At 67.9% G+C, this 13,354-nt stretch carries 13 protein-coding genes; 5 read left to right on the plus strand and 8 right to left on the minus strand.

Features of this window, described 5'->3' with window-relative positions; genetic code table 11:
- Positions 1-35: 35 nt before the first annotated feature.
- The gene (locus SK854_RS16355) at positions 36-1,394 is read left to right on the plus strand and encodes a GGDEF domain-containing protein (protein ID WP_319975950.1); all 1,359 of its coding nucleotides are present in this window, start codon (positions 36-38) and stop codon (positions 1,392-1,394) included.
- Here the strand turns inward: SK854_RS16355 and SK854_RS16360 are convergent.
- From SK854_RS16360 to SK854_RS16375, 4 genes are all read right to left on the minus strand, one after another.
- Entirely contained in the window at positions 1,380-2,195 is an 816-nt protein-coding gene (locus tag SK854_RS16360; protein WP_319975951.1) for a metal ABC transporter permease, read from the minus strand. The genes SK854_RS16355 and SK854_RS16360 overlap by 15 nt on opposite strands.
- A complete protein-coding gene (locus SK854_RS16365) occupies positions 2,192-2,983 on the minus strand; it encodes a metal ABC transporter ATP-binding protein (RefSeq protein ID WP_319975952.1) in 792 nt (263 codons plus the stop codon). Before SK854_RS16365 ends, SK854_RS16360 begins: the two co-directional genes overlap by 4 nt.
- Entirely contained in the window at positions 2,980-3,891 is a 912-nt protein-coding gene (locus tag SK854_RS16370) for a metal ABC transporter solute-binding protein, Zn/Mn family (RefSeq protein WP_319975953.1), read from the minus strand. Before SK854_RS16370 ends, SK854_RS16365 begins: the two co-directional genes overlap by 4 nt.
- A gap of 98 nt (positions 3,892-3,989) precedes the next feature.
- The gene (locus tag SK854_RS16375) at positions 3,990-5,084 is read right to left on the minus strand and encodes an ABC transporter ATP-binding protein (RefSeq protein ID WP_319975954.1); all 1,095 of its coding nucleotides are present in this window, start codon (positions 5,082-5,084) and stop codon (positions 3,990-3,992) included.
- Between the two features lie 356 nt (positions 5,085-5,440).
- On the opposite strand from SK854_RS16375, the gene SK854_RS16380 reads away from it, so the two are divergent.
- Complete coding sequence (locus tag SK854_RS16380) at positions 5,441-6,283, plus strand: hypothetical protein (RefSeq protein WP_319975955.1); 843 nt, start codon at positions 5,441-5,443, stop codon at positions 6,281-6,283.
- A gap of 45 nt (positions 6,284-6,328) precedes the next feature.
- Here SK854_RS16380 and SK854_RS16385 read toward each other — a convergent pair whose 3' ends face one another.
- The 3 genes from SK854_RS16385 to SK854_RS16395 are packed head-to-tail and all read right to left on the minus strand — an operon-like array spanning position 6,329 to position 9,457.
- A complete protein-coding gene (locus tag SK854_RS16385) occupies positions 6,329-7,222 on the minus strand; it encodes a sugar ABC transporter permease (RefSeq protein WP_319975956.1) in 894 nt (297 codons plus the stop codon).
- Entirely contained in the window at positions 7,222-8,139 is a 918-nt protein-coding gene (locus tag SK854_RS16390; RefSeq protein WP_406601780.1) for a carbohydrate ABC transporter permease, read from the minus strand. Before SK854_RS16390 ends, SK854_RS16385 begins: the two co-directional genes overlap by 1 nt.
- 58 nt (positions 8,140-8,197) lie before the next feature.
- The gene (locus SK854_RS16395; protein ID WP_319975957.1) at positions 8,198-9,457 is read right to left on the minus strand and encodes an extracellular solute-binding protein; all 1,260 of its coding nucleotides are present in this window, start codon (positions 9,455-9,457) and stop codon (positions 8,198-8,200) included.
- A 222-nt stretch (positions 9,458-9,679) separates the two neighbouring features.
- Between SK854_RS16395 and SK854_RS16400 the strand changes: the two genes are divergently transcribed.
- Both SK854_RS16400 and SK854_RS16405 read left to right on the plus strand, forming a co-directional pair.
- Positions 9,680-10,717: a LacI family DNA-binding transcriptional regulator gene (locus SK854_RS16400; RefSeq protein ID WP_093594115.1), complete on the plus strand. Its 1,038-nt coding sequence runs from the start codon at positions 9,680-9,682 to the stop codon at positions 10,715-10,717.
- Positions 10,718-10,851: 134 nt separating this feature from the next.
- Positions 10,852-11,955, plus strand: coding sequence for a LacI family DNA-binding transcriptional regulator (locus SK854_RS16405; RefSeq protein ID WP_319975958.1), 1,104 nt, complete (start codon positions 10,852-10,854; stop codon positions 11,953-11,955).
- A gap of 3 nt (positions 11,956-11,958) precedes the next feature.
- Here the strand turns inward: SK854_RS16405 and SK854_RS16410 are convergent, their stop codons facing one another.
- Positions 11,959-12,630, minus strand: coding sequence for a hypothetical protein (locus SK854_RS16410; protein ID WP_319975959.1), 672 nt, complete (start codon positions 12,628-12,630; stop codon positions 11,959-11,961).
- 154 nt (positions 12,631-12,784) lie between these two features.
- On the opposite strand from SK854_RS16410, the gene SK854_RS16415 reads away from it, so the two are divergent.
- Positions 12,785-13,297 carry a beta-class carbonic anhydrase gene (locus SK854_RS16415; RefSeq protein ID WP_319975960.1) on the plus strand — a complete coding sequence of 171 codons (513 nt, stop codon included), beginning with the start codon at positions 12,785-12,787 and terminating at the stop codon, positions 13,295-13,297.
- Positions 13,298-13,354 lie beyond the last annotated feature (57 nt).

The following is a 13,354-nucleotide window of genomic DNA, read 5'->3' on the forward strand; positions in this document are numbered from 1 at the left end:
GGACCGTTGCGCCCAGTGCGATCGCATACTTTTTCGTGCTCGAAGCGGCCGTGGCCGTTGCCGCCATCTGGCTGCTGACGAAGCTCACCGACGTCGCGACCACCGACTGGCTCCGCTTCGCCGCGCTCATCGCCGCGATCACCATCCACCTGACCGTCGTGCGCAGAGCGGAAGAAGCCCGCCGCAACGAGGCCTCAGGCCCCCACATCGACCTGACCTCGGTCTGGACCTTCGCCGCGGCCGTGGCGCTGCCCGGCGGCCTGGCCGTGATCGCCACGATCTGGATGCGCATCCTGATCCAGCCGATCGCCCGCCGCCAGCCCTACCGCTTCGTCTTCGGCACCGCCTCCATGCTCGCCTCGACCCTCCTGTCGTGGGCACTGGTGCACCTGTCGGGCGTCTCGCTGGCCGCCACCGGGAACATCCCGACGGACCTGAGCCTCGTCCTGATCCTCGCGATAGCCGCCGTCGTCTACTGGCTGGTCCAGGTGATGACCGTCGCGGCCGCGTTCAAGATCGTGACGCCGAACTCGAAGATCCTCGACTTCCTGGGCTCCAAGGTCGACAACATGCTCGAGATGAGCACGCTCGGCGCCGGCGCCATGCTCGGCATGCTCATGACGAGCCACTGGGTCGGACCGCTGTTGCTGACCGTGCCGGTGATCCTGGTCAACGCGCTGCTGTCACGCGCGGGTGAACGCCGGACCCACCTGGAACGCCTGCTGCGCGAACAGGAACAGCTCCACCAGCGCCTGGCCGCGGACGCCCACACCGACTACCGGACGGGCCTGCTCAACACCAACGGCCTCACCGAGTATGCGGGCCGCCTGGCCGAACGCTGCCGCCTGGACGGCGAACCGATGACCGTCCTGGTGATCGACCTCGACCACTTCAAGCGCATCAACGACACCTGGGGCCACCCGGCGGGCAACGCCGTACTGGCCGAGGTGGGCCGGATCCTGCGCGAGAAGCTCCGCCCCGGCGACGTGGCGGGCCGGGACGGCGGCGAGGAGTTCGTGGTGGCGCTGAAGGACACCCCGGTGGCCCAGGGCGTGACGATCGCCGAACGCATCCGCGAGGCCATCGGCTCTCTCGCCGTCCCGACCACCGACAAGCACCGCAACGTGGTCACCCTGTACGGCCGCGAGATCCAGCCCCCGGAACCGGAAGGCGAGTCGCTGCAGGCGATCTCGGCGTCCATCGGCGTGGCGGTGATCCCGGACAACGGCCCGGACATGGCCACCGCCCAGCACTCGGCGGACGCGGCGCTCTACAAGGCCAAGGAGAACGGCCGCAACCAGGTGCGCGTGGCAGGCCTGGACATCCCACCGCGGCTGATGCCCGCGCCCCGTCAGGACGACGTGACCAAGCCGATCAGCTCACGCAGTGCGTGACCGTCGCCAGGACACGGCGCGGCAGAGCAGGTAGATCACGAAGCTCAGTGCCGTCACGAGGGCGCTGACGGGAAGCGCCGGCACGAGCGACAGCAGGATGCCTCCCACCGCGGCGATCTCGGCGAAGACGACGGACAGAATCGTGGCCCTCAAAGGCGACGCGGTGAGACGCATCGCCGCGGCCGCCGGCGTGATCATCAACGCCAGCACCAGCAACGCGCCCACGACCTGAACGGACAGCGCGGTCGCGACACCGACCAGCACCGCGAACACGATCGACAGCGTCCGCACCGGAACCCCGCGCGACACCGCCACGTCCGGGTCCACCGACGCGAAGAACAACGGCCGGTAGATGAACGCCATCACGACCAGGACGGCGATGGACGAGATCACCAGGAGCTTGAGGTCGGTGGAGTCGACGCCGACGATCTGACCGGTCAGCAGACCGAACTTGTTGGACGTGCGCCCCTTGTAGAGCGCGAGCATGAGGATGCCCATGCCGAGCCCGAACGCGAGGATCGCGCCGATCACCGAGTCGCGGTCGCTCTCTCGGCGCGACAGCACACCGAGCAGCACCGCGGCGATGATCGACCCGGCCAGCGCGCCGTACCCGATGCCGATGCCGAGCAGCAACGCCGCCGCGCCACCGGTGAAGGCGAGCTCACTGGTGCCGTGCACCGCGAACGCCATCTTGCGCGTGACCACGAGCGGCCCGAGAACGCCGGCCACCAGCCCCAGCACGGCGGCCGCGATCAGCGCGGTCTGCACGAAGTCCAGTTCGAGCAGGTCGAAGAACGTCACGACGCGGCCTCCGCCGACAGGTGGTGCGTCTGCTCCTCGCAGGCGCCGGCGCCGACCACCAGGATCTGGTCGCGCACGCGCACGACCTCGACCGGCGTCCGGTACAGCTCGGACAGCGTGCGAGAGTTCATGACCTCTTCGGGCGTACCGACGCGGAACCGCCCGCCCACCAGGTACAGGACCCGGTCGACGAGCGGCAGCACGGGATTCAGTTCGTGCGTCACGAAGAGAACCGCGGTGTCGGACTCACGACGCCGTTTGTCGATCAGCTCGGACACGATCCGCTGGTTCGCGAGGTCCAGCGACAGCAACGGCTCGTCGCACAGCATCACGGTCGGGTCGCCGACCAGGGCCTGCGCGACCCGCAACCGTTGCTGCTCCCCGCCGGACAGCACCCCGATCGGCGAATCCGCATAGCGAGTGCCGCCCACGGCCTCGATGGCCGCGTCGACGCGGATCTTGCGTTCCCGGCGGCCGCCCAGCCCGAAACCCCACCGGTGGCCGTCCAGGCCCAGCCCGACGAGATCGCGGCCGCGCAACGTCATGGACTGGTCGAGCGCTCGCTGCTGCGGGACGTACCCGATGGAGTGGTTGCCGCCGGCGATCGAGACCGTGCCGGAGGACAGCGGCTGCAGTCCGAGCAGCACGCGCATCAGGCTGGTCTTGCCGGAGCCGTTCGGCCCCAGGACCGCGAGGAACTCACCGGGTTCGACGTCGAGGTCGAGCCCGTCCCACAACACTCTGTCCCCGTAGGACAACCGGGCCCCGCGTAGCGAGATCGCGCTCATGCCTTGAGCGCCTGCGTGAGCGCGTCAACCTGCTTGCTCATCCAGTCAAGGTAGCCGGTCACGCCCTCGGGCAACGTCTCGGTGACCGCGACGACCGGAACGCCGGCGGCCCTGGCCTTCTCGACCACGCTCTTCGTGACCTGGTTCTCGGTCTGGGTGTTCTCCACCAGGACGTTGACCTGCTTGGACTCGACCAGCTGGTTCATCGACGCGAGGGCGGCGGCCGGCACGTCCGACTCCTCCTCGATGGCCTTGCTGAACGCCTCGGGCGTCACGTCCTCGGCACCGGACTCGTCGATCAGGTAGTGCGCGATCGGCTCGGTCGACGCGACCTTGCGGTCCTTGCCGACACCGGCGACCTTCTTCTCCAGCTCCTCGAGCTTGGTGGTGAAGTCCGCCGTGTTCTTCTCGAACGTCGTCTTCTTGTCCGGCGCGATGGCGCCCAGCTCGTTCGCCGCGGCCTCGGCCACCGCCTGGACGGTGTGCAGGTCGTACCAGACGTGCTCGTTCACGCTGTGGTCGTGACCGTCGGCGTCGGGCGCGCCGGTCTGCGGTTCCGCGTGGTTGTCGCGCAGCGGGAACGCCTCGATCTTCTTGGTGGCGTCGCTGGTGATCAGCTTGGCGAAGAAGTCGTCGTAGCCACCGCCGTTGAACACGACCAGCTTGGCGTCCTTGACCAGCGCCGCGTCCGCGGGCTTGCTCTCGTACGAGTGCGGGTCGGCCGCCGGGTCGTCGAGCAGGGCCTTGACCTCGACCTCGTCGCCGCCGACCGCCTTGATGACGCTGCCCCACACGTTGGTGGAGGCGACGACCTGGATCTTGCCGCTGTCGGCAGACGGCGTGGTCGTGCCGCAGGCGGCCAGGCTCACGACGGCGAGAGTGCCGACCAGAGCGTTGCGGAGAGTCATCACGCCGTCCCTCGATCAGGTAATGGAAACCGTTGTCGAGTTCAGTTTACGACACGAAAAAGCCCCCGACGGTCACGCCGGGGGCTTGAACGTGTGACTCAGGACTCCAGGCGCTCGCCCGTCTCGGGGTGGAACAGGTGGATCTCGGTGTCGTCGCGCACGGCGACCTTCACGTGCTGCCCCAGGGTCGGCGGTGTGCGGCCGTCGACGCGGACGACGAAGCGCTGCGACGAGTCGCCGATCTTCACGGCACCGTGCACGAGCGCGTCGGCACCGAGCTCCTCGACCAGCTCGACGGTCATCTCCATGCCCTCGTCGGTCGACGGCACGATGCCGAGCGCCTCGGGCCGGATGCCGAAGGTGACCTCGTCCAGACCGCCGGCGGCCTCGTGCGCGGCACGGCTCAGCGGCACGATGATGCCGTCGAGCTTCGCGCCCTCCGCCGAGATCGGCACGGTCTTGAGGTTCATGGCCGGCGAGCCGATGAAGCCCGCGACGAACGCGTTGGCCGGACGGTCGTACAGCGCGCGAGGCGTGTCGCACTGCTGCAGCAGGCCGTCCTTGAGCACCGCGACGCGGTGGCCCATCGTCATGGCCTCGACCTGGTCGTGCGTGACGTAGATCGTGGTGGTGCCGAGACGCTGCTGAAGAGCGGCGATGTTCGCACGCGTCTCGACGCGCAGCTTGGCGTCCAGGTTGGACAGCGGCTCGTCCATGAGGAACACGGACGGCTCACGCACGATGGCGCGACCCATGGCAACGCGCTGACGCTGACCGCCGGACAGCGCCTTCGGCTTGCGCTCCAGGTACTTCTGCAGGTCGAGCATCTTGGCGGCCTCTTCGACCTTCGCCTTGATCTCGGTCTTCGGCACACCGCGCAGCTTGAGCGCGAAGCCCATGTTCTCCGCGACGGTCATGTGCGGGTACAGCGCGTACGACTGGAACACCATCGCGATGTCCCGGCCCTTCGGCGGCACGTTCGTGACGTCCTTGCCACCGATCTGGATGGCGCCCTCGTCGATGTCCTCGAGGCCCGCGAGCATGCGCAGCGCCGTCGACTTGCCCGAACCGGACGGGCCGACCAGCACCAGGAACTCGCCGTCGCTCACTTCGAGGGAGAGCTCGTCGACCGCCCGCACCGGCGGGTTGCCGGAGAAGATCCGCGACGCCTTGACGTAGGACACCTCTGCCATGTGACGCACCTTTCACCGCTTGTCTGGGCGCGACGTTATGCATTGCAAGCGCTTACGGGAACAGACGTAAGCGCTTACGTTGCACCGGTTCGCAACGTAAGCGCTTGCGTTCAGGGGTCTGGACGAACCACCACGGTCGCGAGTCCACAAAGGATCGTCGACAACATTGACACATCGACGGGAATTGACCGGAACTCCGCCGAATCGCGCAAAGGTCGACGAAAGCCGCGAAGCCGCAGGTCAGAGCAGTTGAAGGAATTGTCATTCATTTGGCCTGCACCCAATTTGACGAATCCCATACTCTTTTAGCCCGCTCATATCCAGCACACAGGACACGCACTCCGCGGAGGAGATCGATGCAAGCCGGTCGTCATGGGGAGGAGGCTGCGCGAACCGAGACAGGGGAACCGGAGAAGCCCGCACCGGACCGCCAGCCCCGCGAGCAGGCGAAGATCCTCGTGGAGGCCGTCAGCAGGTTCCTCCCTCGATGGGAAGAGGAATCTGAGAAGCCGGCACCGGACCGGCGGCCCCGCAAGCAGGCGAAAATTCTCGCGGCCGGCGGAGGCGTTGCGGCGGCGGCAGTCCTCGCGGCCGTTCTCGCCTTTCCGCTCGGCACGCCCACACCCGGACCGAGCAGCACGCCCACGGCGGCGCCGACGACGACGCAGCCCACCGGTTCCTCGTCCGAGCCGCCTGCCTCGACGACTTCAGCCCCCAACGGTCCTGTCCCCGCGCCGCCGACCGGCACGAGCCCGCCCTCCGACAGGCCGGGCGACGTGACCACCACGACGCCGGCGCCCAGCGTCTCGACACTCGGGGCGCTTCCCGGCCGCTACGACGGTGTCCAGGAGAAGCGCGTGGTCGAGCTCATTCCTCAGGATCGGTACAACTGGGTCGACATCGAGTACTGGCGCCACGACACGTCCACCGCCGGCGAGCTGCAGATGGACGGCACCGGCGTGCACACGGCCGTGGGCGCCCAGCTCGCGGTCATCCCGGACACACCGCTCGCCAACCGTGAGCGCTGTGCGCAGGTGACGTCGTGGCGGGACCGCGTGGAGTTCGGTGAGCTGCACGTGGGCAGTCAGCTGTGCGGGCGCAGCCGCGCCGGGAGGTACGCGTCGCTGGAGGTGCGGACGCTGCCGTCCTCCCCGTCCAGCGACGGCCGGTTCATCTTCTACGGCATCACGTGGAACTGAACGGAGTTCCGGCCCCACCGGCAGGCAGACCGGAACTCCGCTCGGCTAGCCCTTCACGGCGCCGGACGACAGCCCGGTCACCAGGAACCGCTGTACCAGGTAGAACACGATGACGGCCGGAATCGCGACCAGAATGGACGCGGCGGCGAGATGCCCCCACTCGGTCCGGTTCTGCTGCACGAACACCTGCAGCCCCACGGCGAGCGTCTTCGACTCGTCCGCGGCGGACAGGAAGGCGGACGCGAACGCCACCTCGCCCCAGGCCGTCAGGAACGCGTAGAACGACGTGACCGCGAGTCCCGGCTTGGCCAGCGGCATGATCAGCCGCCAGAACACGCCGAACGGGGAGAGCCCGTCCACGCGGCCCGCTTCGTCGATGTCCGTGGGGATCGTGTCGAAGTAGCCCTTGAGCATGTAGGTGCAGAACGGCACCGCGGTCGTGCAGTACACGAGCACGAGGCCGATCGACGATCCCTGCAGCCCCAGCGCGATGAGGATGTTGTACAGCGGCACGATCAGCACCGCGAACGGGAACATCTGCACCACGAGGAACGACATCATCAGCGATCGCTTGCCGGGGAACCGGAAGCGCGACGCCGCGTAGCCCGTCGTCGCCGACAGGAACACCGCGATGATCGTCGTCAGCAACGCGATCAGCACCGAGTTGCCGAACCAGGTGAGGAACGCGCCCTTCTCGCCGGCCAGGATCCGCGTGTAGTTGTCCAAAGAGGACTCGTTGAACAACTGCGGCGTGGTCTCGACCGCGCGGGCGTCCGGCTTGAACGACGTGACGAGCACCCAGAAAACGGGGAACACGGCGACCAGCGAGGCGATGATCAACCCGGCGTGCAGGCCGATGGACGCCAGCGGCGACCGGTCGGTGCGCTTGAGACGGCGCTCCGGTTTCACCATCTGCAAAGAAGAAGCGTCGAGCGTCATCACCACACCTCGCCTTGCTTGCGCAGCGCACGGCGGTACACCGTGGCGAAGACCAACAACACGGAGAGGATGAGCACGCCGTAGGTCGACGCGATCGCGTAGTCACGTGAGGCGCCGGAGAAGAAGCGCTCGAACGCGTACGTGACGAGGATGCGCGTGTTCGGGTTCGGGCCGGCGATCAGGTAGATCACCGGGAACATGTTGAAGGTCCAGATGATGCCCAGCAGGATCACCGTCGACGACACCGAGCGCAGGCCGGGCAGCGTCACGTTCCGGAAGCGCTGCCACGGCGTCGCGCCGTCCATCTCCGCGGCCTCGTACAGGTCGCCGGGGATCGACTGCAGGCCACCGAGAAGCGCCACCATCATGAACGGCACGCCGAGCCAGACGTTGACGACGATCACGGCGAACAGCGCCCAGTCGGACTGGCCGAGCCACACCGGGTCGGGCAGGCCGACGGCGCGCAGCAGCTGGTTGATGATCCCGTACTGCGCGTTGAACATGTACTTCCACGCGAACGCGCTGATGAACGCGGGCACGGCCCACGGCAGGATCAGCATGACGCGGTAGAGCGTGCGGCCCTTCACCTCGCGGTTGAGCAGCAGCGCGAGGCCCAGGCCGATCACGTAGTGGAGGAACACACAGCTGAAGGTCCAGATGAGCGTGCGGACCAGCGTGCTCCAGAACGCTCCGTACGACGAGTCGCCGGACAGGACGTTCAGGTAGTTCTTGAAACCAACGCCGTCGTACGTCGCCGGCCGGTCGAGCACCGGGTTCGCGATGTTGGCCTCGTTGATGTTGGTGAAGGTGAAGAACACGCCCTGGGCGAGCGGGTAGAGCACCAACACCGCGATGACCACCACGACCGGCAGGACCATCGCGTACGCGTACCAGTGCCGTTCCAAGAACCGGCGCACCGAAGATCTCCCTCCGACTAAAAGGGTGGCCGGGAGACCCCGGCCACCCGGTCACTGATCAGCCGATGGAGTACTCGGGAACGACGGTGTCCTTGTAGGCCTTGGCGACCTCGTCGAGCGCCGCCTTGGCCTCCTTCTTGCCGGCGAGGACGTCGGCGTAGGCGATCTTCAGCGGGTCGAACAGCTGACCGCCCTCGGGGATCCACGGACGGGCGTGCGCGGCCTTGGCGACCGGCTCGAACGCGGACACGACGGCGTTGGACTTCACGTCGGCGTTGCTGTACGCGGACTTGCGGGTCGGCAGCAGGCCGAGCTCCTTCGCGACCTGGGCCTGCGACTCGGCCGAGCTCATGCACTGGATGAACTTGATCGAGGACTGCTTGGCCTTGGTGCCCTGGCGGACCACGTAGTCGTGGCCACCGACCGGCGCGCTGCCCTTGCCGGCGGTGTCACCGGGGACCGGCGCGATGCCGAGGTTCGCGGCGTCGGTGAACGCGGCACCCTTGAGGTAGTCGGCGACGGCCCACGGACCGTTGATGACCATGGCGGCCTCACCGGACGAGAACGCGGCCTGCATGTTCGCGTACGAGTTCGTCGGGTCGAGCGCGGTGGACGCGGCCTTGGCGTCGAGCAGGCCCTTGGCGGTCTGCAGCGCCTTCACGTTGTCCGCGGAGTTGACCACGATCTTCTTGGCGGAGGCGTCGACCAGGTCGCCGCCCGCGCCGTAGATGAACGGCAGCGCGTAGTACGCGTCGTTGTTGAGGAAGAACGACTTCTCGCCACCCAGCTTGGCGGCGGCGGCCTTGAGCTCGTCCCACGTCTTCGGCGGCTCGACACCGGCGTCCGCGAGCTTCTTCTTGTTGTACAGCAACGCGAGCGAGTCGGTGACCTGCGGAACGCCGTACGACTTGCCCTCGTACTTCGTGGAGCCCAGCGGAACTTCCAGGAAGTCGCCGGTGTCCTTCGCGAGGTCGGTGTCGCTCAGGTCGGCGACGAGGCCGTTCTTCGCGAGCTGAGGCACCCAGGCGACCTCGGAGCGGAACACGTCAGGCCCCTGACCGCCCTGCGCCGCGGTCTTGTAGTTGTTCAGGGCCTGGTCGAACGCGACGGTCTCGGTCTTGACCTTGTAGCCGTCCTTGGTGGCGCAGGCCTCCGCGATCTTCTTGAAGACCGGGCTCTCGTTGGGACCACTGGTGTCCCAGAAGGTCACTTCGCCCGAGTCGGTTCCGCTGTTGCTGCTCGATCCACCGCTTCCGCAGGCGGTGAGCACGAGGGCGACACCCGTCGCCATGGCGGTCACGAGGGTTGTCCGTCGCATCGTTGCTGCCGTTCCCTCCAGCTGGGGCCTCATCTCCGAGTGAGACAAGGGTCTTGCAAGGTTTTGCGATAATGTTGCGGGCGATTTCACTACCAGAACCATGGTCAGGTCAAGACGTCGACCGTAACCAAGCCGTAACGGCGCTGTCTTGCAAACGCTCGTTGCAAATTTTTTCTGAACACGGCAGGCTTGCGCCAGACCTGATCTGAGCTGGGAGGCAACGTGTCCGGACTGTCCGAGATCGCGAGGGCAGCCGGGGTGTCCATCTCGACCGTGAGCCGTGTTCTCAACAGGCGCGCCGGTGTGAACGAGGAGACCCGGCAACGGGTGCTGTCGGTGCTCGCGGAGATGCCGTACACCCCGCGCGGCCTCGGTGCGTTGCAACGCACCGGCGTGATCGGCCTGCTGGTGCCGGAGCTCTCGAACCCGGTCTTCCCCGCGTTCGCCGAGGCGCTGGAGACGCGGGCCGCGCGCCTGGGCTACTCGTCGCTGCTGTGCAACACCCGCAGCGGCGCCCCGATGGGCGAGGAGGAGTACGTCCGGATGCTCCTGGCCCGCGGGGTCGAGGGCATGGTGTTCGTGTCACCGGAGATCACCAACGTCGAGGTGCCGCTCGGTCAGGCGCCCCGCCCGAGCTACTACGCGAAGCTCCTGGCGGACGGCGTCCACATGGTCTTCCTGAACGGTGCCACGCCCGCGCTGGACGTGCCCGACGTGACGGTGGACGAGCAACTCGCGGGTTACATGGCCACCAAGCACCTGATCGAACTGGGCCACGAACGGATCGGGTTCGTCTCGGGTCCGGCGCGCTCACTGCCGTCGCGCCTGAAGCGCGCCGGATGGGCCGCCGCGCTGGAGGAGAACCACCTGCCGGCGGGCTCGGAGTACGTCGCGCACGCGCCGTTCAGCGCGGAGGGCGGCGGCCAGGCCGTGGCGCAGCTGCTGGACACGGTGACGCCCACGGCGGTGATCTGCTCGTCCGACCACATGGCGCTCGGCGTCATGCGCGAGGCACACCAACGAGGGATCTCGGTACCCGGAGAGCTGTCCGTCGTCGGGTTCGACGACATCCCATTGGCTGCCTATTCTTCGCCCGCTTTGACGACGCTGGCCCAGCCGATCGAGGAGATGGCCGCGGCCGCGATCGACGAGCTCGTGCTGCGCCTGGATCCCGATCGCCGCAGGCAGGGGACCGACAACTACACCCGTGTGTTCCGGCCGCGGCTCGTCGCGAGGGAATCGTCTGCGCCTCCGAAATGAGATGACCGATTGACCTAATTGGTCTGGACCAACTTCTGAACAAGGCAGATGGGTCAACCTGCGCGGATGCGTCATTTGAGGGACGCAGGTCACCCTGACTTCACGAATTGGTTCTGAACCGTTACGGTCCTTTCATGGCGCGGTCGATGCATGTGCGACGTCCGGCAACGTTGGCCTCTCTGGCCGCTGAGCTGGGCGTTTCCCGGACAACGGTGTCCAACGCGTACAACCGGCCCGACCAGCTCTCGCCCGAGCTGCGTCGGCGGGTGTTGGACACGGCCCGAAGGCTGGGTTATCCCGGCCCGGATCCTGTTGCGCGTTCGTTGCGCACTCGCAAAGCCGGGGCGGTGGGCCTGTTGCTCACCGAGAACCTCTCCTACGCGTTCCGCGACCCGGCCGCGATCGGGTTCCTGGAGGGCCTCGCGCTCGCGTGCGAGGACGCCGGAACCGGTCTGCTGCTGGTCCCCGCCAACCCCGAGCGCGAGGACGTCGCTTCCGTCCACCGTGCCGGTGTCGACGGCTTCGTCGTCTACTCGGTGCCGGACGACGACCCGCACCTCGCCGCCGTGCTGGAACGCCCGGTGCCCACCGTCGTCTGCGACCAGCCGGATCTCGGCACCGTGGACCGCGTCGGCATCGACGACCGCGGCGCGATGTACGAGCTCGCGAAGCACCTGATCGGGCTGGGCCACCGTCGCATCGGCGTCGTGTGCATGCGTCTCGCACGTGACCGCAACGACGGCTTCGTGACGCCGGACCGCCAGCACGCCGCGCACTTCCACGTGCAGCGCAACCGCCTGTCGGGCCTGGCGGAGGCGTTCAGCGAGGCCGGCGTCGACTGGTCGCAGGTGCCCGTGGTCGAGCGCTTCGACCACAACATGGTCTCCGGCGCGTCCGGCGCGGCCCAGGTGCTCGACCGCGACCCGCAGATCACCGCCCTGATCTGCACCTCGGACGTGCTGGCGCTGGGCGCGATGACCGAAGCCGCCCGCCGTGGCCTGCGCGTGCCCCACGACATCACGGTGACCGGGTTCGACGGCATCCGCGCGGGCGAGGAGGCCGGGCTCACGACGGTCCGTCAGCCGGTGCTGGAGAAGGGCCGGGCGGCGGGCAAGCTGCTGCTCGACACGAACGAGCGCACGCGGCCGCGGTCGGTGAACCTCGCGACCGAACTGATCATCGGCAACACGTCGGCGGCGCCGCGCGGTGGCGCCGAGGAGCGCTGGTTCGGGCCGTGAGGCCTAGTGCTCGAGTCTGAAGACCACGGGTGAGCTGGCCTTCCCGGCCAGCTTCGCCACCAGCAGGTAGTCGCCGGGCCCGACCCGCGTGTGCGCGCCGCAGCCCGGCGTCGAGGTCGAGCCCGCCCACTTCGTGCCGTAGTTGAAAGCTTCCTTGGGCTGCATCACGCGGGTTTCCGTGCCCACCGCCGAGAGGCAGTGGTTGCTCGACCACAACACGGTCGCACCGTCCGCGGTCAGCACGGTGAGCTCGCGGTGCTGGCGTCCGATGTCCCTGATGCACGGCACCGGGCCGGTGTTGACGACGTCCATCGACAGTTCTGGCTGGTCACCGATGGTGTAGAAGGGCTTGTTGGCCTTCGCCACGACCCCGATCACGTCGTCAGGGCAGGGCTGCGGCGGCCCGGGAGGCGGAGGCGGCGGGGTGGTCTCCGTCGGCGAGGGCGGCGGGGTCGTTGAGGAGGACGACGCGGCGGCCGGGCTCTCGGACATGCTCGGCGGCGGGTTCGAGGACGACGCCGCGGCCGCGTTCGTGGGCTGGGCGGTCTCGCCGTCCGAGCCGAACATCCCGACGATCCAGATGACGAGCAGGAGTGTGACCAGCGCTGCCCCGATCGCGGCGAGGCGGCGGCGCCAGTACACCGTGGGCGGCAGCGGACCTGTGGGCTCGATCACGGCCCGAACGTAGCCCGACCAGGTCTGATCCAGGCGTAGGCGAGCGTCGCTCGATCCGGTGAACGTGATATTGAGCGGAAACCCCTTGTGAACGTGCGCTAACTCCGGTTCCAATCGACGCGGGGTCCGCCGGTAGGCCATGGAGGTGTGTCACATGACCGCGATCGACGAACTGCTCAAGCGGAACTACGAGCTCGGGAACGTGGTTCCAGGAGATCGCTCGTCCGCGAAGCCGTCCCTGCAGGTGGCGATTCTGACCTGCATGGACTCGCGCATCCGGGTGTTCGAGATCTTCGGGTTGAAGCAGGGTGAGGCGCACGTGCTGCGCAACGCGGGAGGGGTCGTCACCGACGACGCCATCCGCTCGCTCGCGCTGAGCCAGCGCAAGCTCGGCACGCGCGAGGTGCTGCTCGTGCACCACACGAACTGCGGCCTGGAGATGGTGACCGAGGACGACTTCAAGGACGAACTGGAGACCGACACCGGTCTGCGCCCGACCTGGGCCGTCGAGGCGTTCAAGGTCGTCGAGCAGAGCGTGCGCGGGTCGATGGCGCGGCTGCGGCGCAGCCCGTTCATCCCGCACACGGACAAGATCCGCGGGTTCGTCTACGACGTGCACACCGGTGAGCTGCGCGAGGTCGACGCCGCCGAGACCGCCGCAGCCTGAAGTTCGTTGTGAAGGGCCCCCTCCGGGGGGCCTTTTCGTTGCGCGACAATGGCAGGC

This window comes from Lentzea sokolovensis, assembly GCF_033949975.1.
Taxonomy (GTDB): Bacteria; Actinomycetota; Actinomycetes; order Mycobacteriales; family Pseudonocardiaceae; genus Lentzea; species Lentzea sokolovensis.

Bases quoted from the DNA above. Each gene is read 5' to 3' on its own strand.
- SK854_RS16365 (WP_319975952.1), bottom strand. From the start codon at position 2,983: ATGAGCGCGATCTCGCTACGCGGGGCCCGGTTGTCCTACGGGGACAGA.
- SK854_RS16370 (WP_319975953.1), bottom strand. From the start codon at position 3,891: ATGACTCTCCGCAACGCTCTGGTCGGCACTCTCGCCGTCGTGAGCCTG.
- SK854_RS16375 (WP_319975954.1), bottom strand. From the start codon at position 5,084: ATGGCAGAGGTGTCCTACGTCAAGGCGTCGCGGATCTTCTCCGGCAAC.
- SK854_RS16380 (WP_319975955.1), top strand. From the start codon at position 5,441: ATGCAAGCCGGTCGTCATGGGGAGGAGGCTGCGCGAACCGAGACAGGG.
- SK854_RS16385 (WP_319975956.1), bottom strand. From the start codon at position 7,222: ATGACGCTCGACGCTTCTTCTTTGCAGATGGTGAAACCGGAGCGCCGT.
- SK854_RS16395 (WP_319975957.1), bottom strand. From the start codon at position 9,457: ATGCGACGGACAACCCTCGTGACCGCCATGGCGACGGGTGTCGCCCTC.
- SK854_RS16405 (WP_319975958.1), top strand. From the start codon at position 10,852: ATGGCGCGGTCGATGCATGTGCGACGTCCGGCAACGTTGGCCTCTCTG.
- SK854_RS16415 (WP_319975960.1), top strand. From the start codon at position 12,785: ATGACCGCGATCGACGAACTGCTCAAGCGGAACTACGAGCTCGGGAAC.